General features: G+C 66.1%; 14 protein-coding genes and 1 riboswitch. Of the genes, 12 read left to right on the top strand and 2 right to left on the bottom strand.

The window, feature by feature from the left end:
- Window positions 1–933 (bottom strand): pyruvate, water dikinase regulatory protein, encoded by a 933-nt coding sequence (locus FBZ88_RS29015; protein ID WP_050897886.1) that lies wholly within the window; start codon window positions 931–933, stop codon window positions 1–3.
- A gap of 542 nt (window positions 934–1,475) precedes the next feature.
- Here FBZ88_RS29015 and hemE point away from each other — a divergent pair.
- The 6 genes from hemE to FBZ88_RS28980 all read left to right on the top strand — a co-directional run bounded on the left by hemE (window position 1,476) and on the right by FBZ88_RS28980 (window position 7,207).
- On the top strand, window positions 1,476–2,537 hold the full coding sequence (gene hemE / locus FBZ88_RS29005; RefSeq protein ID WP_411861198.1) for a uroporphyrinogen decarboxylase: 1,062 nt from the start codon (window positions 1,476–1,478) through the stop codon (window positions 2,535–2,537).
- Between the two features lie 83 nt (window positions 2,538–2,620).
- Window positions 2,621–3,730 (top strand): ferrochelatase, encoded by a 1,110-nt coding sequence (gene hemH, locus FBZ88_RS29000; protein ID WP_145620466.1) that lies wholly within the window; start codon window positions 2,621–2,623, stop codon window positions 3,728–3,730.
- Window positions 3,731–3,770: 40 nt separating this feature from the next.
- Window positions 3,771–4,199 (top strand): protoporphyrinogen oxidase HemJ, encoded by a 429-nt coding sequence (hemJ, locus tag FBZ88_RS28995; protein ID WP_004271483.1) that lies wholly within the window; start codon window positions 3,771–3,773, stop codon window positions 4,197–4,199.
- Window positions 4,200–4,592: 393 nt separating this feature from the next.
- Window positions 4,593–5,855, top strand: a complete 1,263-nt coding sequence (gene rho / locus FBZ88_RS28990; protein ID WP_004271485.1) for a transcription termination factor Rho — start codon at window positions 4,593–4,595, stop codon at window positions 5,853–5,855.
- Window positions 5,856–6,129: 274 nt separating this feature from the next.
- Window positions 6,130–6,735 (top strand): response regulator, encoded by a 606-nt coding sequence (locus tag FBZ88_RS28985; protein WP_088870425.1) that lies wholly within the window; start codon window positions 6,130–6,132, stop codon window positions 6,733–6,735.
- Window positions 6,725–7,207 (top strand): hypothetical protein, encoded by a 483-nt coding sequence (locus FBZ88_RS28980; protein ID WP_145620465.1) that lies wholly within the window; start codon window positions 6,725–6,727, stop codon window positions 7,205–7,207. Before FBZ88_RS28985 ends, FBZ88_RS28980 begins: the two co-directional genes overlap by 11 nt.
- A 69-nt stretch (window positions 7,208–7,276) precedes the next feature.
- On the opposite strand, the gene secB is transcribed toward FBZ88_RS28980, so the two are convergent.
- A complete protein-coding gene (gene secB / locus FBZ88_RS28975) occupies window positions 7,277–7,804 on the bottom strand; it encodes a protein-export chaperone SecB (RefSeq protein WP_050897888.1) in 528 nt (175 codons plus the stop codon).
- 216 nt (window positions 7,805–8,020) lie between these two features.
- Between secB and FBZ88_RS28970 the strand changes: the two genes are divergently transcribed.
- The 6 genes from FBZ88_RS28970 to murJ all read left to right on the top strand — a co-directional run bounded on the left by FBZ88_RS28970 (window position 8,021) and on the right by murJ (window position 15,789).
- Window positions 8,021–8,317, top strand: a complete 297-nt coding sequence (locus FBZ88_RS28970; RefSeq protein ID WP_145620464.1) for a nucleotidyltransferase family protein — start codon at window positions 8,021–8,023, stop codon at window positions 8,315–8,317.
- Entirely contained in the window at window positions 8,307–8,660 is a 354-nt protein-coding gene (locus tag FBZ88_RS28965; RefSeq protein ID WP_145620463.1) for a HepT-like ribonuclease domain-containing protein, read from the top strand. The genes FBZ88_RS28970 and FBZ88_RS28965 overlap by 11 nt, the downstream gene beginning before the upstream one ends.
- 39 nt (window positions 8,661–8,699) lie before the next feature.
- Window positions 8,700–8,777: riboswitch (SAM riboswitch) on the top strand.
- Between the two features lie 59 nt (window positions 8,778–8,836).
- Window positions 8,837–10,045: an O-succinylhomoserine sulfhydrylase gene (metZ, locus tag FBZ88_RS28960; RefSeq protein WP_145620462.1), complete on the top strand. Its 1,209-nt coding sequence runs from the start codon at window positions 8,837–8,839 to the stop codon at window positions 10,043–10,045.
- A gap of 185 nt (window positions 10,046–10,230) precedes the next feature.
- Entirely contained in the window at window positions 10,231–10,845 is a 615-nt protein-coding gene (locus tag FBZ88_RS28955; protein WP_050897889.1) for a hypothetical protein, read from the top strand.
- A gap of 360 nt (window positions 10,846–11,205) precedes the next feature.
- A complete protein-coding gene (locus FBZ88_RS28950; protein WP_145620461.1) occupies window positions 11,206–14,058 on the top strand; it encodes a [protein-PII] uridylyltransferase in 2,853 nt (950 codons plus the stop codon).
- A 174-nt stretch (window positions 14,059–14,232) separates the two neighbouring features.
- Window positions 14,233–15,789, top strand: a complete 1,557-nt coding sequence (gene murJ, locus FBZ88_RS28945) for a murein biosynthesis integral membrane protein MurJ (protein WP_145620460.1) — start codon at window positions 14,233–14,235, stop codon at window positions 15,787–15,789.
- Window positions 15,790–15,923: the final 134 nt, after the last annotated feature.

Genomic DNA, 15,923 nt, shown 5'->3' with positions numbered 1-15,923 from the left:
TCACATTCCGGAATGAGGCGGGCGGGGGGACAGGCGCGGACCTTCAGCCGGTTCCCCCACCGGATTGATAGGCTCGGCCCCCGCCGGGCGGCGGCGGGCCAGCAGCATGAGGATCTCGGCCGCCGTCTCCTCGATGGACCGGCGGGTGACATCGATGACGGGCCAGCCCTTGCGGCTGTACAGCCGCCGCGCCTCCGACAGTTCCGACCGCACCTGTTCGGGATCGACGTAGCTGGTTTCCTCTCCCTGGTTCAACAGCCGCAGGCGGTTGCGGCGGATCTGGATCAGCCGCTCCGGGTCCTTGGTCAGGCCCACCACCAGCGGGCGCGACACCTGGTCCAGTTCAGGCGGCAGGGGGCAACCGGGGACGAAGGGAATGTTGGCCGCCTTGATGCCGCGGTTTGCCAGATAGATGCAGGTCGGCGTCTTGGAGGTGCGTGAAACGCCCACCAGAATGACGTCGGCCTGATGCAGTTCCCACGCCGTCTGGCCGTCGTCATGGCCCAGGGCGAAATCCATGGCGTCGATGCGGCTGAAATACTCCGCGTCCAGGGCATGCTGGCGGCCCGGCTGGCTCTGGCTTTCCAAGCCGAGGTAGGCGGCCAGCGAATTGATCAGGTGGTCCAGCACCGGCACACAGGGAATGCCGATCTCCCGGCAGGTGTCCTGCAGGCGCCGGCGCAGGCGCTCGTTCACCAGGGTGAACATGACCAGCCCCGGATTATCGCGGATGCCGTCGATCACCATTTCCAGCTGCCGGTCGGTGCGGACCAGGTTCCAGAAATGCTCGATGGGTTCGACATGGTCGAACTGTGAGACGCAGGCGCGCGCCACGGAATTGATGGTCTCGCCGGTGGCGTCGGACACCAGGTGCAGGTGGAATTCCTTGGTTTGGGGCGTCTGGGGCAAGGGCGTCGCTCCGGCAACGGACATAGGGGGCAGTCTGGGAAGATGCGGACTGGATACCTGTGGACTGGATACCTGTGGACTGGATACCTGTGGACTGGATACCTGTGGACTGGATACCTGTGGACTGGATCTGGGGAAAACCGGCGGACAATCCGGGAAAAATCCGTCGTTTCGGGATCCCGTTTCCTTTCCATACAGGCTTCCTGGGATCCCGCGCAGAGGGAATCCCGCATCGGGATAAAGGTCCGTCACCCCTTGGAACAACCGGGGGCGATGACCGCCGCCGCCCACTTATCCCCAGGATCCCCAGACCTTATGGAATCTATAACATTCCAAGGCTCTGACCAGAAACCCCGCAACATCATCCACATCCCGAAGAGCCGGTGCGGGATCCCGTGAACGCTGTGGATGAAATACGGATGATCTTGAATTCCCGTTATCCACAGGGCCAACTACCACCCCATTCCTTTTTCAAATTAGATCAGAGTAGAAAAAGGGGCCTGTGGGAAAACGTCGGGCCCGGCCGCCAGCGCGCCGGCGCCCCTATGGAGACCGCCTTGTCCCAGATCCAGCCCCAAAGCCGGCCGGACCGCCTGCTGTTGCGTACCCTGAAGGGTGAGACCGCCCCCCGTCCGCCCTTCTGGCTGATGCGCCAGGCCGGCCGCTACCTGCCCGAATACCGCGAGGTGCGGGCCCAGGCCGGTGGCTTCCTGGATCTGTGCCTGAAGCCGGATCTGGCGACAGAAGTGACGCTGCAGCCCATCCGGCGTTATGGCATGGACGCCGCGATCCTGTTCTCCGACATCCTGATCCTACCGCATGCCCTGGGGCAGAAGGTGTGGTTCGCGGAAGGCGAGGGGCCACGCCTGGACCCCATCCGCGACCAGGCTGGCCTGGACCGCCTGGACGTCGCCCATCTGGAAGAGCGGGCGGAACCGGTCTATGAGGCTGTCCGGCGTATCCGGGCGGCGCTGCCGGATCCGGTGACGCTCATCGGTTTCGCGGGCAGCCCCTGGACGGTCGCGACCTATATGGTCGAGGGGGCCGGCTCGAAGGAGTTCCTGCACGCCAAGGGCTGGGCTTACCGGGATCCGGCGGGTTTTCAGCGCCTGATCGACTTGCTGGTTGAGACCACCGTCACCCACCTGTCCGCCCAGATCCGGGCGGGTGCGGAGGTGGTGCAGCTGTTCGACAGCTGGGCCGGTGCGCTGGCCCCGGCGGAATTCGCCCGCTGGTCCATCGCCCCCACCCATGCCATCGTGCGGGCCCTGAAGGACAGGCATCCGGGGGTGCCCGTCATCGGCTTTCCGCGCGGGGCGGGCATCGGCATCCAGGCGTATGTGGAGCAGACGGGGGTGGACGCCGTAAGCCTCGACACCAGTGTTCCGCCGGACTGGGCCGCCAGCGCCCTGCAGAGCCGCGTGCCCGTCCAGGGCAACCTGGATCCCCTGGCCCTGGTGGCTGGCGGCGACGCGCTGCGCCGTGCCGCCACGGACATCCTGTCGACACTGGGCAAGGGACCCTTCATCTTCAACCTGGGCCACGGCATTGTGCAGCAGACCCCGCCCGAGCATGTCGCGGAACTGGCCCGCTTGATTCACGAATGGCCGTCCTTAAATCAGGGATGATCTGTTCCGTCCGATGATCCAAGGCGTGCGGGCGGCCGTATCCGCCCGCGCCGACACGACCCGCCGACCGCTACCGAGCCCCCATGAGCCCGCTGCCCCTTCCTGAGATCACGCCCGACACCCAGGCGGCGCCCAAGGCCGCCCGCGCCCGCCGCATCGCCGTCGTCCTGTTCAATCTCGGCGGGCCAGACAGGCTGGAGGCGGTGCGGCCCTTCCTCTACAACCTGTTCCGGGATCCGGCCATCATTGGCCTGCCTGCCCCTTTCCGCCAGTTGGTGGCGCACCTGATCTCCAGCCGGCGGGACAAGGTTGCCCAGGGCATTTACCAGACCCTGGGTGGCGGTTCGCCCCTGCTGCCCAACACCCAGGCCCAGGCCCAGGCGCTGGAGCAGCAGTTGTGGGACGCGGGCACCGTGCGGGTGTTCGTCAGCATGCGCTATTGGCACCCCTTCAGCGACGCTGTGGCGCATGACGTGAAGGATTGGGAACCGGATGAGGTCGTGCTGCTGCCCCTTTACCCGCAATTCTCCACCACCACCACGGCCTCCAGCCTGAAGGATTGGCAGCGGGCCGCCAGGGCGGCGGGCCTGAAGGCGCCTTCACGCTCCATCTGCTGCTATCCGGATGAGCCGGGCTTCGTCGCCGCCATGGCCAAGCTGATCCGCGCCGGCCTGGAAGAGGCCGCCCCCCACGGCAAGCCGCGCGTCCTGTTCTCCGCCCATGGCCTGCCGGAGAAGGTGGTGAAGGGTGGCGACCCTTATCAGTTCCAGTGCGAGCGCACGGCCCAGGCGGTGGTGAAATCCCTGCGCATCGAGAACCTTGATTGGGTCTCCTGCTACCAGAGCCGGGTCGGCCCCATGAAGTGGATCGGCCCCTCCACGGATGAGGAGATCCGCCGCGCCGGCCAGGACAGGGTGCCGGTGGTGGTGGTTCCCATCGCCTTCGTCTCCGAACACTCCGAAACCCTGGTGGAGATCGAGCACGAGTATCGCCACCTGGCCAAGGAGGTGGGTGTTCCCTACTTTGTGCGCGTGCCGGCGGTGGGCGTGGAACCCTCCTTCATCCTGGGTTTGGCCGGCCTGGTGCGCCAGGCGCTGATCCGCACCGCCGGCGGGCCGGTGATGTGCGGCACCGGCCTGCGCCTCTGCCCGGCCGGCAAAGCCGGTTGCCCGCAGCCCGCCTCGGGGGCATAAGGGGCGCCAAGACCTCAAAGACAGGGCAGGGCGCATCCCCATGTACCTTTGGATCAAGGCCATCCACGTCATCGCCGTCATTTCCTGGATGGCGGGGCTTTTCTACCTGCCGCGGCTGTTCGTCTACCACTGCGACGCGCCCGCCGGATCCGCCCAGTCCGAGACCTTCAAGGTCATGGAGCGGCGTCTGCTGCGCGTCATCATGAACCCGGCCATGATCCTGACCTGGGCCTGTGGCCTAGCCATGATCACCTTGGATCCGGGACTGCTGAAGGGGGCCGGCTGGCTGCACGCGAAGTTGTCGCTGGTGGTGCTGATGACCGTCATGCACATGGCCATGGCCCGCTGGCGCCGCGCGTTCGCGGAGGATCGCAACACCAAATCCCCGCGCTTCTTCCGCATGGCCAACGAGGTGCCGACCCTGCTGATGATCCTGATCGTCATCCTGGTCATCGTCAGGCCGTTCTAACCGGCCATGACGGGTGCGGGCCTGTTAGCACCCCGTTTAAGTTCCAGTGTGTACCTGGGATATTTAGTCCTAGATCGAATGTGCCCGGGGCATCCGGGTCTTTTTGCTTTGACTTGGGCTCGGGTCCTGTACTAATCCTGAAACAGGTCAAGGCCCGTAACGTCGGGATGATCTCGAGTCGCCCCGTCATCCGGGCGCCTGACTCGTGAGGCATCCCCGCCCCCCTCCCCGGGATGGGCGCAGCGAGGCCAATTTCCCCGAACTTCCCCTCCCGGTGTCGCCGTTCTTTTTCCCTGGTGATGCCATCCTTCCACCCTACACACCCTATTCCATGAGTCTGGGGCCGGCGGCCAAGCCGTCGTCATCACTCCCAGGGCTCTCGACAGGACGAAGATGAATCTCCAAGAGTTAAAGGCCAAGTCGCCCGCCGAGCTGCTGGCGTTCGCGGAAGAGCTGCAGATCGAAAACGCGGGCACCCTGCGCAAGCAGGACATGATGTTCGCCATCCTGAAGCAGCTGGCCGAAAACGACGTCCCGATCTTCGGCGAAGGCGTGCTGGAGGTTCTGCAGGACGGATTCGGTTTCCTGCGCTCGCCCGAGAGCAACTACCTGCCCGGTCCCGACGACATCTACGTCAGCCCCAGCCAGGTGCGCCGCTTCGGCCTGCGCACCGGCGACACGGTGGAAGGCCAGATCCGCTCACCCAAGGATGGTGAGCGCTATTTTGCCCTGCTGAAGGTTGGTTCGATCAACTTCGACCACCCCGACAAGGTGCGTCACCGCATCAACTTCGACAACCTCACTCCGCTCTATCCGGAAGAGCGGCTGAAGCTGGAAATCGAGGATCCGGTCCGCAACAAGAAGGACATGACCACCCGGGTCATCGACCTGGTGGCCCCGCTGGGCAAGGGCCAGCGCGCCTTGATCGTGGCGCCGCCCCGTACCGGCAAGACGGTGATGTTGCAGAACATCGCACACTCCATCGCCACCAACCATCCCGAGGTCTACCTCATCGTCCTGCTGATCGATGAGCGTCCGGAAGAAGTGACCGACATGGCCCGCTCCGTCCGGGGCGAGGTCATCAGCTCCACCTTCGACGAGCCGGCGACCCGCCACGTCCAGGTGACGGAGATGGTGCTGGAGAAGGCCAAGCGCTTGGTGGAGCACAAGCGCGACGTCGTCATCCTGCTGGACAGCATCACCCGCCTGGCCCGCGCCTACAACACGGTGGTGCCGTCTTCCGGCAAGGTGCTGACCGGCGGTGTGGACGCCAACGCCTTGCAGCGGCCCAAGCGCTTCTTCGGCGCCGCCCGCAACATCGAGGAAGGCGGCAGCCTGACCATCATCGCCACCGCGCTGATCGACACCGGCTCGCGCATGGACGAGGTCATCTTCGAAGAGTTCAAGGGTACCGGCAACTCGGAAATCGTCCTTGACCGCAAGCTGTCGGACAAGCGCGTCTTCCCGGCCATCGACATCCAGAAGTCGGGCACTCGCAAGGAAGAGCTGCTGGTGGAAAAGGGCACCATGGCCAAGATGTGGATCCTACGCCGTATCTTGAACCCGATGGGGGCCACCGATGCGGTGGAATTCCTCATCGACAAGCTCAAGCAGAGCAAGCAGAATTCCGAATTCTTCGAGAGCATGAACCAGTAAGAAGAATTCCAGTATCGATATCAAGGGCGCCATTGCTGTGCGGTGGCGCCCTTTTTATTGTCAGTAAAAACACTGTTTTGAAAATGAACCGCGAATTAACCAAGATCCACGGTTTTCCGTGGTTTCATCGGCTTAATTGAGAACTAGTCACATTCCATTACGTTCGATAAGAAATTTCTGCTTGCGCAACCCTTGCCAACGCTGAAAAAAGGTTCAAATAGCAGGGGTTATTGGTCTATCCTTTTGGATAGAGCAACCGCGGGGGTCGTCTCACATGCGCTTACTGATTGCCGATGACCATGGTCTGGTGCGCGACGCGTTGTCGTCCCACATCGAAAGACAGGCGCCGGGCGCGGTCGTCGTAGGGGCCGCCAGCGTGGATGAGGCCGTCGTCGCCCTGCGGCAGGACAAGGCCATCGACCTGCTGATCCTGGATCTGCGCATGCCGGGGATGAACGGACTGGACGGCCTGCAGCGCGTGCGTACCGAGTTCCCCCTGCTGAAGGTGGCGCTGATGTCGGGCTTGGCCCGGCCGGATGAGATCCGGGGCGCCTTTACCCGGGGCGCCGTCGGCTTCCTGCCCAAGACCCTGAGCGCCACGGAATTGCTGTCCGCCATCCAGACCATGCTGGCGGGTGAGCGGTTCATCCCGGCCGATGTCAACACCGCCGACACGGCCGACGGCGCCAGCTTCACCCGGCGTGAGCGCGAGGTGCTGGACTATCTTCTGCAGGGCCGCTCCAACAAAGAAATCGCGCGCTCGCTGGAACTGGAAGAAGTGACGGTGAAGCTGCACGTGCGGGGCATCTGCCGCAAGCTGGGGGCCAAGAACCGCACCCAGGCGGTGATGCGCGCGGTGGAGATGGGTATTGCCAGCTGACGGCAAGGGGGATGCCGAGGGCCGGCTGGTTCCCGCCACCTTCCTGCATGACCTCAACAACCTGCTGACGGCCATTCACGGCTATTCCACCCTGCTGGCGGCGGATCTGCCCGCCGGCGGGCAGGAACAGGACTTCGCCGCCCGTATCCTGGCCGCAGCGGAAGAGGCGCGGCAGCTGGTGGCCAGGGTGCCACGCAAGCGCCCCGTCTCCACCCTCCGGGTTCTGCTGGTGGGTGGCGCGCTGGCCCGTCTGGCCGGCGCCTTGGAAACCCTGGGGCTGGAGGTGACGCTGGCCGCCACGGCGCGCGAGGCGCAGGGCGCGCTGAAGGCCAGCACCAGCGATTGGGATGTGGTGGCCGGCACGGCTGAAACCCTGTCCAGCCTGGGCGCTCACGGCCTGCCCCTGGCGGCCGTACCCGCCGGCGCCGACGCCGTGACGGTGGACGCGCTTATTCGCGCGGCGCGCGGCTGAAAGCCCAAAAGAAAACCGCCCGGGCCGTGGGGCGCCGGGCGGCTCTCCTGATCAGTGGCTGGCCGTGGATCAGGCCTGGGCCATGTCTTCCGGCTTCTCCGACGCCAGCACCTGGCGGCGATAGAGGTCCACGAAGTCCAGGGGCTGCAGCATCAGCGGCGGGAAGCCGCCATCGCGAACGGCATCCGACACGATGGAACGGGCGAAGGGGAACAGCAGGCGCGGCGCCTCGATCAGCAGCACGGCGCGGGTCTGGTCCAGCGGCATGGGCGGCATGGAGAAGATGCCGGCGTACGACAGCTCGACGATGAAGGCGGTGCGGCCCTCGTGGCTGGCCTCGGCACGGATGTTCAGCGCCACCTCGTGCACGTTCTCCGCCACGTTGCGGGCCTGCACGTCGACCTGCAGGTCGACCTTGGGCTGCTGGGCGTTCATCAGGCTGGCCGGGGCGTTCGGGTTCTCGAACGACAGATCCCGGACGTACTGGGCATTGACCACCAGCGGCAGCATGCCGGCGCCTTCAGTGGCGGTGGCGCCATTGCCGCCGTCGGTGCTCCCATTGGGGGCGGCGCCGTTCAGGCTGGTCTCATCGGACATAGGTCTGGGACTCCCGGTAAAAGCAAATCAGCTATTCCGCCGACGCGGACTGACGCGCGCGGGACTAGCACGGAAGCGGCCGGCCGGCAACCGGGCATTATGGCCGCAGGTACCAAGGAGCCGTCCGGCTGCTTGGCTCAAGGTCATCACCCTGCCGCACTTCGAATCTAAGATGCTCTTCTGGCAGCCTACCACCGTCTAGGATAGGATCAGCCAATGAACCGGGATGATGTCATCGCCGTATTGCGTGCGCACGAGTCCGATCTTCGGCGTCGTGGAGTTCTGCACGCAACCCTGTTTGGCTCCGTTGCCCGAGGCGATAACGGCCCGGACAGCGACATCGACATTATGGTGGACCTGGATCCCGATGCACAGATCGGCATCTTCGATTATGTCGGTATCAAGCAGGCCATCGAGGGGTTGTTCCCCGTGCCGGTGGACGTGGTCAACCGGAGAGCGCTGAAATCCTTCGTTCGACCCTTGGCCGAAGGGGATGCCGTTCATGTCTTTTAAGGCGGGCGATTCCGCGCGGTGGCTCGAGGACATCCTGGGACGTATTGCCTTGGCCGAGCAGTTCGTCGCTGGCCGCCCCTATCACGCCTTTGCGGATGATGTGCAAACGGTCTACGCCGTGATCCGTTGCTTGGAGATCATCTCTGAGGCTTCCCGGCGCCTGCCAGAAGGCATGAAGGCTAGTCATCCGGAAATCCCGTGGAAACAGATAGCCGGGGCTGGAAACATCTATCGTCATGATTATGAAGAAGTGGCGGCGTCGCTGGTCTGGAAAACGCTCCAGGTGGATCTACCCATCTTGAAGGCCTTCGCTGAGCAGGAACTGGCTGCATTGTCGCGATGACAAGGTGGCCGTTGACGCTTCCCCGCGGGCCGGCCTACAACCAGAGTCCGTGGTGATTTGCTGACCGGCTTGCAGACCACGTTAAACAAGCTGCTAAAAGGTCGGGCCGTACATAAGGTACACCGACCACGCTGCCGCCCTTTGCCGGTCGCGGTTGCCTTATCGGAGTGACGGCCATGGGCCAGACGCCTGACAATCCCAGTTCCCCGGCCACCTTGCGCCCCCGCACCCAGCTGGTGCACGGCGGCACCCGCCGCAGCGGCTTCGAGGAAACCTCCGAAGCGCTGTTCCTCACCTCGGGCTTCATCTACGGCAGTGCCGAGGAGGCCGAGGCCGCCTTCGTCAACGACGGCTCGCGCTTCGTCTATTCCCGCTTCCGCAACCCCACCGTGGCCATGCTGGAGGAACGGCTGGCCGGCTATGAGGGCTTCGCCCGTTGTATCGCCACGGCCAGCGGCATGGCCGCCGTCAATCTGGCGGTCATGGGCCTGCTGAAGGCCGGCGACCGGGTGGTGGCGCCGCACGCGCTGTTCGGCTCCTGTCTCTACATCATCAAGGATCTGGCGCCGCGCTACGGTATCCAGTGCACCTTGGTGGAGGGCACCGACCTGAAGCAGTGGGAGGAAGCGCTGTCCACCCCAGCCACCGTCGTCTTCCTGGAAAGCCCCAGCAACCCCACCATGCAGGTGGTGGACGTGGCGGCCGTGGCCGACCTGGCGCACAAGGCCGGCGCCCGCGTGGTGGTCGACAACGTCTTCGCCACCCCGGTGCTGCAGCGCCCCAAGGACATGGGCGCCGACGTGGTCGTCTATTCCGCCACCAAGCATATCGATGGCCAGGGCCGCTGCCTGGGCGGTGCCGTGCTGTGCGATGACGAGGTGGCGGCCCTGATCTCCCCCGTCCTGCGCCACACCGGCCCGTCCATGAGCCCCTTCAACGCCTGGGTGCTGCTGAAGGGCCTGGAGACGCTGGAACTGCGCGTCAATGCCCAGGCGGCTTCCGCCCTGGCGCTGGCCCAATTCCTGGAAAGCCACCCGGCGGTGGAGACGGTGCTGTACCCCGGCTTGCCCAGCCACCCGCAGCATGAACTGGCCATGCGCCAGATGAAAGCCGGTGGCACCCTGGTCACCTTCGACGTCAAGGGCGGTAAGGCGGCGGCGTTCCGCCTGTTGAACGCGCTGAAGATCATCAAGATCTCCAACAACCTGGGCGACGCCAAGAGCCTGATCACCCACAACGCCACCACCACCCACCAGCGCCTGACCGATGAGGAAAAGGCCAAGGTGGGCATCAGCCCCGGCACCCTGCGTTTCTCCGTGGGGCTGGAGGACGCGGACGACCTGCGCGACGATCTGGCCGCCGGTCTGGCCGCCGCCGCCGGCTGAGGCGCTACTCCCAGGTGGGCACCCCGAGTGGGCCGCCCACCTGCGTGGCGACGTGGGCCCGGTCCCGTTAGCGTTGCTTAGACTTTGGATCGAGGGCCGGTTCCCACTTACTTTATGGACGCGACGAAGCGTTTCCCATAATGTTGCAGCGCACTATCGCGGCGCAACATAAGGGAGCGCTCACCATGCCGGATCGGCATATCCCTTACCCCACCGCCCCGCGTCCGGCCAAAAGGGCGGGCAAGGGGCGCATCGGCATGGTCATTCCCGGCACGCCGGAGGCCATGCATTTGAAACGGGCCCAGGTGGAACTGGACCGGGTGGCGACCCGGGTGCATGAGACCGCCTTCGCCTCAGCCCACACCATCACCGCGCGGCTGGGCCTGCTGGCCCAGACCGGTGGCGACCCGGTGGCGTTGGGCACCAATCCCGAATTCGAACGCATGGGCCGCGAAAAGGTCGAGGCCTTCACGGACTCCGCCCTGGCCCTGGTGGGGGGCATGCGCGCCTTCCACGATGCCTGGTGGCGCTGGCGCGACCACCAGGTCGATGCGCTGGGCGAATTCGCCCGCGCCGCCTGGTCATCCTGGCATCCGGGGGACTGGGTGACGGCGGAGCGCCGCCTGGTCACCTCCACCCTGCGCGCCGCCACCGGCGCCTTCACCCGTTTCAGCCATGCCACCAGTCGCCTGGGCGGCCTGGGCCTGGCACCCATCCACCGCGCCGCCTCGGCCAACGCCCGCCGTTTGTCGCTGGTCCCGCGCCTGCTGCCGCGCCGGGGCATGGAGGGGGCGGGATAAACCGGCGTAAAGCGCGCGCCCGAAGACAGGGAGGGGCGCGCGTCAGGACCAAGTCAGCCTGAAGCCTGAAAACGGAACAACAAGATCCGGGAGGCCGCCATGGGACATATGGGCAGGGGTGGAGGCACATCGGGAGCCGATGACGCCGCGGTGATCGACAAGAAAGCGCCTGGGTCCGGAAAGGAGTCCGGGGGCAAACGGCTAGCGAAGGCGCCGGGCCGCGCATGGGGTGATGCGTGGGAAAAAGTTTGTGCCATACTCCCGGTCCGTCCCGGGAGCCGCGGTGCTGGTGCCCCGACCCTGGATGGTGCCCGCCCGGCCGGCTCGAACCGCCGGGCTTTGTCAGAGACTCGCCGCGCCATGTCCCCTGTCGCCAAAACCGCCCTGACCAATCCGGACTCCGCCCCGCTGGATGAAACCGCCTTGCCAGAGGCGCTGCCCACGGCCGAGGTGCTGACCACCCGCATGGCCAACCTGGCGGACGGCAACCTGCGGCCGGACGCCCTGCGCGCCGGCATCCTGGCCCTGATGCGCCAGACGCTGGACCAGGGACGTGCCCTCATCCGCCGCCGGCTGGAAAATGGCGGCCGGGGGGAGGTTTGCCTGCGCGAGGCCACGGCCCTGACCGACGCCATCGTCGTGTCGCTGGCCGACTTTGCCCTGCACCGCGTCTTCCCCACCGCCGGCCCGACGCGCGGTGAGCAGTTCGCCGTGGTGGCCACCGGCGGCTACGGCCGCAAGGAGATGGCGCCCTTCTCCGACGTCGACCTGTTGTTTCTGCTGCCTTACAAGCGCACGCCGCGCATCGAGCAGGTGGTTGAATACGTCCTCTACCTGCTGTGGGACATGGGGCTTAAGGTCGGCCATGCCGTGCGTTCGGTGGATGAATGCGTGCGCCAGGCCCTGGCCGACATCACCATCCGCACCAGCCTGCTGGAGGCCCGCTTCCTCTTCGGTGACGACAAACTGTACGCGGAGTTCCGCAAGCGCTTCACCAAGGAGGTGGTGGCCCACACCGGCCCCGCGTTCATCGAGGCCAAGCTGGCCGAGCGCGACAGCCGCCACCTGAAGTTCTGCGACAGCCGTTATGTGCTGGAACCGAACGTGAAGGAGGGCAAGGGCGGCCTGCGCGACCTGCAGACCCTGTTTTGGATCGCCAAGTACGTCTATCAGGTCGACAAGGTGAAGGACCTGGTGGCCAACGGCGTGCTGCTGGCCGAGGAGGCGCAGCGCTTCGCCAAGGCGCAGAACTTCCTGTGGACCTGCCGCTGCCACCTGCACTACCTGACCGGCCGGGGCGAGGATCGCCTGACCTTCGACGTGCAGGGTGAGATGGCGCGGCGGCTGGGCTACACCGACCACGCCGGCACCAGCGACGTCGAACGCTTCATGAAGCACTATTTCCTGATGGCCAAGGACGTGGGGGATCTCACCCGCATCCTGTGCGCCACCCTGGAACAGGAAAGCCAGCGACCGCCGCGCTTCGCCTTCCTGCGGCGCCTGAAGCCCAGCGAGCTGGAAGGCTTCGTCATCGACAACGGCCGCCTCAGCATCCGCGACGAGCGGCACTTCCGCGACAAGCCGGTGGACATGGTGCGCCTGTTCCGCGTGGCGCAGTGGCACAACCTGGACATCCATCCCAAGGCGCTGCGGGCGCTCGCGCGTTCCATCTCCACCCTGGGTCCCAAGGTGCGCAACGATCCGGAGGCCAATCGGCTGTTCCTGGAAATCCTGGGCTCGCGCAAGGATCCCGAGGTCACGCTGCGCCGCATGAACGAGGCCGGGGTGCTGGGCCGTTTCCTGCCGGATTTCGGCCGGGTCGTGGCGCAGATGCAATACGACATGTACCACATGTTCACGGTGGACGAGCACACGCTGTTCGCCATGGGCATCCTGCACGACATCGAAAAGGGCAACCTGAAGGACGAGGTGCCGCTGGCCTGCGAGGTCATCCACACCCTCAGCTCCAAGCGCGCCCTGTCGGTGGCCCTGCTGCTGCACGACGTGGCCAAGGGCCGGGGCGGCGACCATTCCATCCTGGGCGCCAAGGTGGCGGAAAAGCTGTGTCCGCGCCTGGGCATGACGGAAGAGGAGACGGAGACGGTGGCCTGGCTGGTGCGCCAGCACCTGACCATGTCCATCGTCGCCTTCAAGCGAGACCTGGATGACGAGAAGACCATCCGCGACTTCATCGACATCGTGAAATCGCCGGAACGCCTGAAGCTGCTGCTGGTCCTGACCGTGGCCGACATCCGCGCCGTGGGCCCCGGCCGCTGGAACAACTGGAAGGCCACGCTGCTGCGCCAGCTGTACTGGCGGGCGGAGGAAATGATGTCCGGCGGCGTCGTTGGCGCCGATGGCCGCGAGGCGCGCATCGCGAACGCGCAAGCGGCTCTGCGCGCGCAGCTGCCCGACTGGACCCCGGCCGACATCGACCATCACCTGGCCCTAGGCTATCCCAACTACTGGCTGGCCTTCGACCCGCCCACCCTGGCCCAGCACGCCCGCCTGATCCACGACGCGGAAACCAGGCAGGCGCCGCTGACCATCGAGACCCGTTACGACCCCGGCCGCTCGGTGACGGAGGTGACGATCTACACCGCCGACCATGCCGGCCTGTTCTCCCGCCTGGCGGGGGCCATGGCGCTGGCCGGCGGCGACATCGTCGACGCCCGCATCACCACCATGACCAACGGCATGGCGCTGGACGTCTTCTCGCTGCAGGGGGCGGGACCCAGCGGCGCCCGCTTCGACAGTGGGGAAAAGCGCACGCGCCTGAAGTCCTCGGTGGAAAAGGCGCTGGCCGGCGACATCAAGCTGGCGCCGGAGTTGGCCAAGCGCGCCTCGCCCCTGCCGTCGCGCACGCGCGTGTTCCGCGTGCCGCCGCGCGTGCTGGTCGATAACAAGGCCAGCGCCGGCTACACCGTCATCGAGGTCAACGGCCGTGACCGGCCGGGCCTGCTGTATGACCTGACCCGAGCGCTGACGGCGCTGAACCTGCAGATCGCGTCCGCCAAGATCTCGACCTACGGCAACGCGGCGGTCGACGTGTTCTATGTGAAGGACATTTTCGGCCTGAAGGTGGCGCACGAGGCCAAGCTGACCCAGATCCGCAAGGAACTGCTGGCTGTTCTGGACGATCCCGATCCAGCGGCGGAACAGCCCAAGGCCAAGCCGGCCGCCCGGCGCCGCACCGCGGCGGCGGCTGAGTGAGGCTCTCCAGACGGTGTCTCTTTTTCCAACAGGCCCCGACCGGGGCCACCGGAGCTTTTCGGGGAGCGTCAGCGGACTGGAAAGTGAGGAAGCCAAGCCGGCGGATGCCGGCGCCCGGCGCCTGAGGGAGCATGAAAACTGGCACCTTCGCCAGTTTTCATATACTCCGCGCCCATGAGCTTCGCGCGCGCTACCGCCACCGTTGGCGGCCTCACCCTCATCTCCCGCGTCGGCGGGTTCGTCCGTGACCTGCTGACCGCCTGGGTGCTGGGGGCGGGGGTGTCGGCCGACATCTTCATCGTGGCGCAGCGCCTGCCCAATTACTTCCGCTCCATGTTCGCGGAAGGGGCCTTCACCGTCAGCTTCGTGCCCATGTACTCGGCCGATCTGAAGGCGCGGGGGCGGGGGCCGGCGGACCAGTTCGCCGACCAGGCGCTGTCCTTCATGGTGCTGGTGCTGCTGCCCATCACAGCATTGGTGATGATGGCCATGCCCTGGGTGATGCTGGGCCTGGCCAGCGGTTACGCCGACCAGCCGGAACACTTTTCCCGGCTGGTGGAGCTTGGGCGCATCACCTTCCCCTACCTGATGTTCATCTCCATCACCGCCCTGCAGACCGGCGTGCTGAACGCGCTGGGCCGCTTCGCGCCGGGGGCGGCGGCGCCCATCGCCTTCAACATCTGCATGATCGCGGCCCTGGGCTGCACCGTCTGGCTGCATCTGGAGGCCAATTTGGGCCAGGCCTGGGGCCTGACCATTTCCGGCATGGTGCAGATGATCTGGCTGGCGGTGTCCTGCCATCGGGCGGGGGTGTCGCTGCGCCTGACCTGGCCGCGCCTGACGCCGGATTTGAGGCGCCTGTTCCGCCAGATGGTGCCGGGCGCCATCAGCGCCAGTGTCATCCAGATCAACCTGATCATCGGCACCCACGTGGCGTCGCTGCTGCCTTCGGGCTCCATCTCCTACCTTTATTATGCCGACCGCCTGAACCAGCTGCCGCTGGGCGTCATCGGCATCGCCATCGGCACCGCCCTGCTGCCCACCCTGTCCCGGCATGTCCAGGGTGGGGAGCGGGAGGCCATCGACCACCATGTCAGCCGGGGTATCGAGTTCGGTCTGCTGCTGGCCCTGCCGGCGGCCTTCGCCCTGGGCCTGGTGCCGGAGCCCATCTACAAGGCGCTGTTCCATGGCGGCCGCTTCGGCCTGGCGGAGGCGCACCAGACCGCCCTGGCCCTGGCCGTCTACGCCCCCGGCATCCCGGCCTATGTCGCGTCCAAGGTGCTGACCGCCATCTATTTCGCCCACCAGGACACGCGCACCCCCATGCGCATCGCCATCGCCACCCTGGTGGGCAACATGGTCCTGGCCACGGTGCTGGCGCTGTACACGCCGCTGGCCCATGTCGGCATCGCGCTCGCCAGCACCATCACCGCCTGGGGCAACATCAGCCTGCTGGCCCTATCGCTGGCCCGGCGCGGCTGGCTGCGGCTGGACCGCCAGCTGCTGACCCGGGCGCCGCGCATCCTGGCGGCCAGCCTGGTCATGGCGGGCTGCCTGATCCCCCTGGCGGCGGTGCTGGATCCGTATTTCGTCGATAGCGTCTGGGTGCGCGTGCCGGCGCTGGCGGTGCTGGTGACGGCGGGCCTGATGGTCTACGGCCTTGCTGTGGTGGCCCTGCGCGGCGTCGTCATTTCCGACTTCCTGGCCCGCCTGCGGCGCAGACGGAAGTGAAGGGTCGGAAGTGAGGGGGCGGAGTTGAGGGGACCGCCCGCAGGGGAATCGCTTGAAGTGCCTCACCCCCGTTGTCGTATGACGGTTTCGAGGTAGTCGACATTCCAGGATGCCTTTTTTCGTCGGACAGTCAG

The organism is Nitrospirillum bahiense (assembly GCF_007828025.1).
In the GTDB taxonomy this organism is placed as follows: domain Bacteria; phylum Pseudomonadota; class Alphaproteobacteria; order Azospirillales; family Azospirillaceae; genus Nitrospirillum; species Nitrospirillum amazonense.
This window is presented reverse-complemented; position numbering and strand designations above follow the sequence as displayed.

What these genes read in the sequence shown, in the direction of transcription:
- FBZ88_RS29015 (WP_050897886.1), bottom strand. Translation starts at nt 933, where the DNA reads ATGTCCGTTGCCGGAGCGACGCCCTTGCCCCAGACGCCCCAAACCAAG.
- hemH (WP_145620466.1), top strand. Translation starts at nt 2,621, where the DNA reads ATGAGCCCGCTGCCCCTTCCTGAGATCACGCCCGACACCCAGGCGGCG.
- hemJ (WP_004271483.1), top strand. Translation starts at nt 3,771, where the DNA reads ATGTACCTTTGGATCAAGGCCATCCACGTCATCGCCGTCATTTCCTGG.
- rho (WP_004271485.1), top strand. Translation starts at nt 4,593, where the DNA reads ATGAATCTCCAAGAGTTAAAGGCCAAGTCGCCCGCCGAGCTGCTGGCG.
- FBZ88_RS28985 (WP_088870425.1), top strand. Translation starts at nt 6,130, where the DNA reads ATGCGCTTACTGATTGCCGATGACCATGGTCTGGTGCGCGACGCGTTG.
- secB (WP_050897888.1), bottom strand. Translation starts at nt 7,804, where the DNA reads ATGTCCGATGAGACCAGCCTGAACGGCGCCGCCCCCAATGGGAGCACC.
- FBZ88_RS28970 (WP_145620464.1), top strand. Translation starts at nt 8,021, where the DNA reads ATGAACCGGGATGATGTCATCGCCGTATTGCGTGCGCACGAGTCCGAT.
- FBZ88_RS28965 (WP_145620463.1), top strand. Translation starts at nt 8,307, where the DNA reads ATGTCTTTTAAGGCGGGCGATTCCGCGCGGTGGCTCGAGGACATCCTG.
- metZ (WP_145620462.1), top strand. Translation starts at nt 8,837, where the DNA reads ATGGGCCAGACGCCTGACAATCCCAGTTCCCCGGCCACCTTGCGCCCC.
- FBZ88_RS28955 (WP_050897889.1), top strand. Translation starts at nt 10,231, where the DNA reads ATGCCGGATCGGCATATCCCTTACCCCACCGCCCCGCGTCCGGCCAAA.
- FBZ88_RS28950 (WP_145620461.1), top strand. Translation starts at nt 11,206, where the DNA reads ATGTCCCCTGTCGCCAAAACCGCCCTGACCAATCCGGACTCCGCCCCG.
- murJ (WP_145620460.1), top strand. Translation starts at nt 14,233, where the DNA reads ATGAGCTTCGCGCGCGCTACCGCCACCGTTGGCGGCCTCACCCTCATC.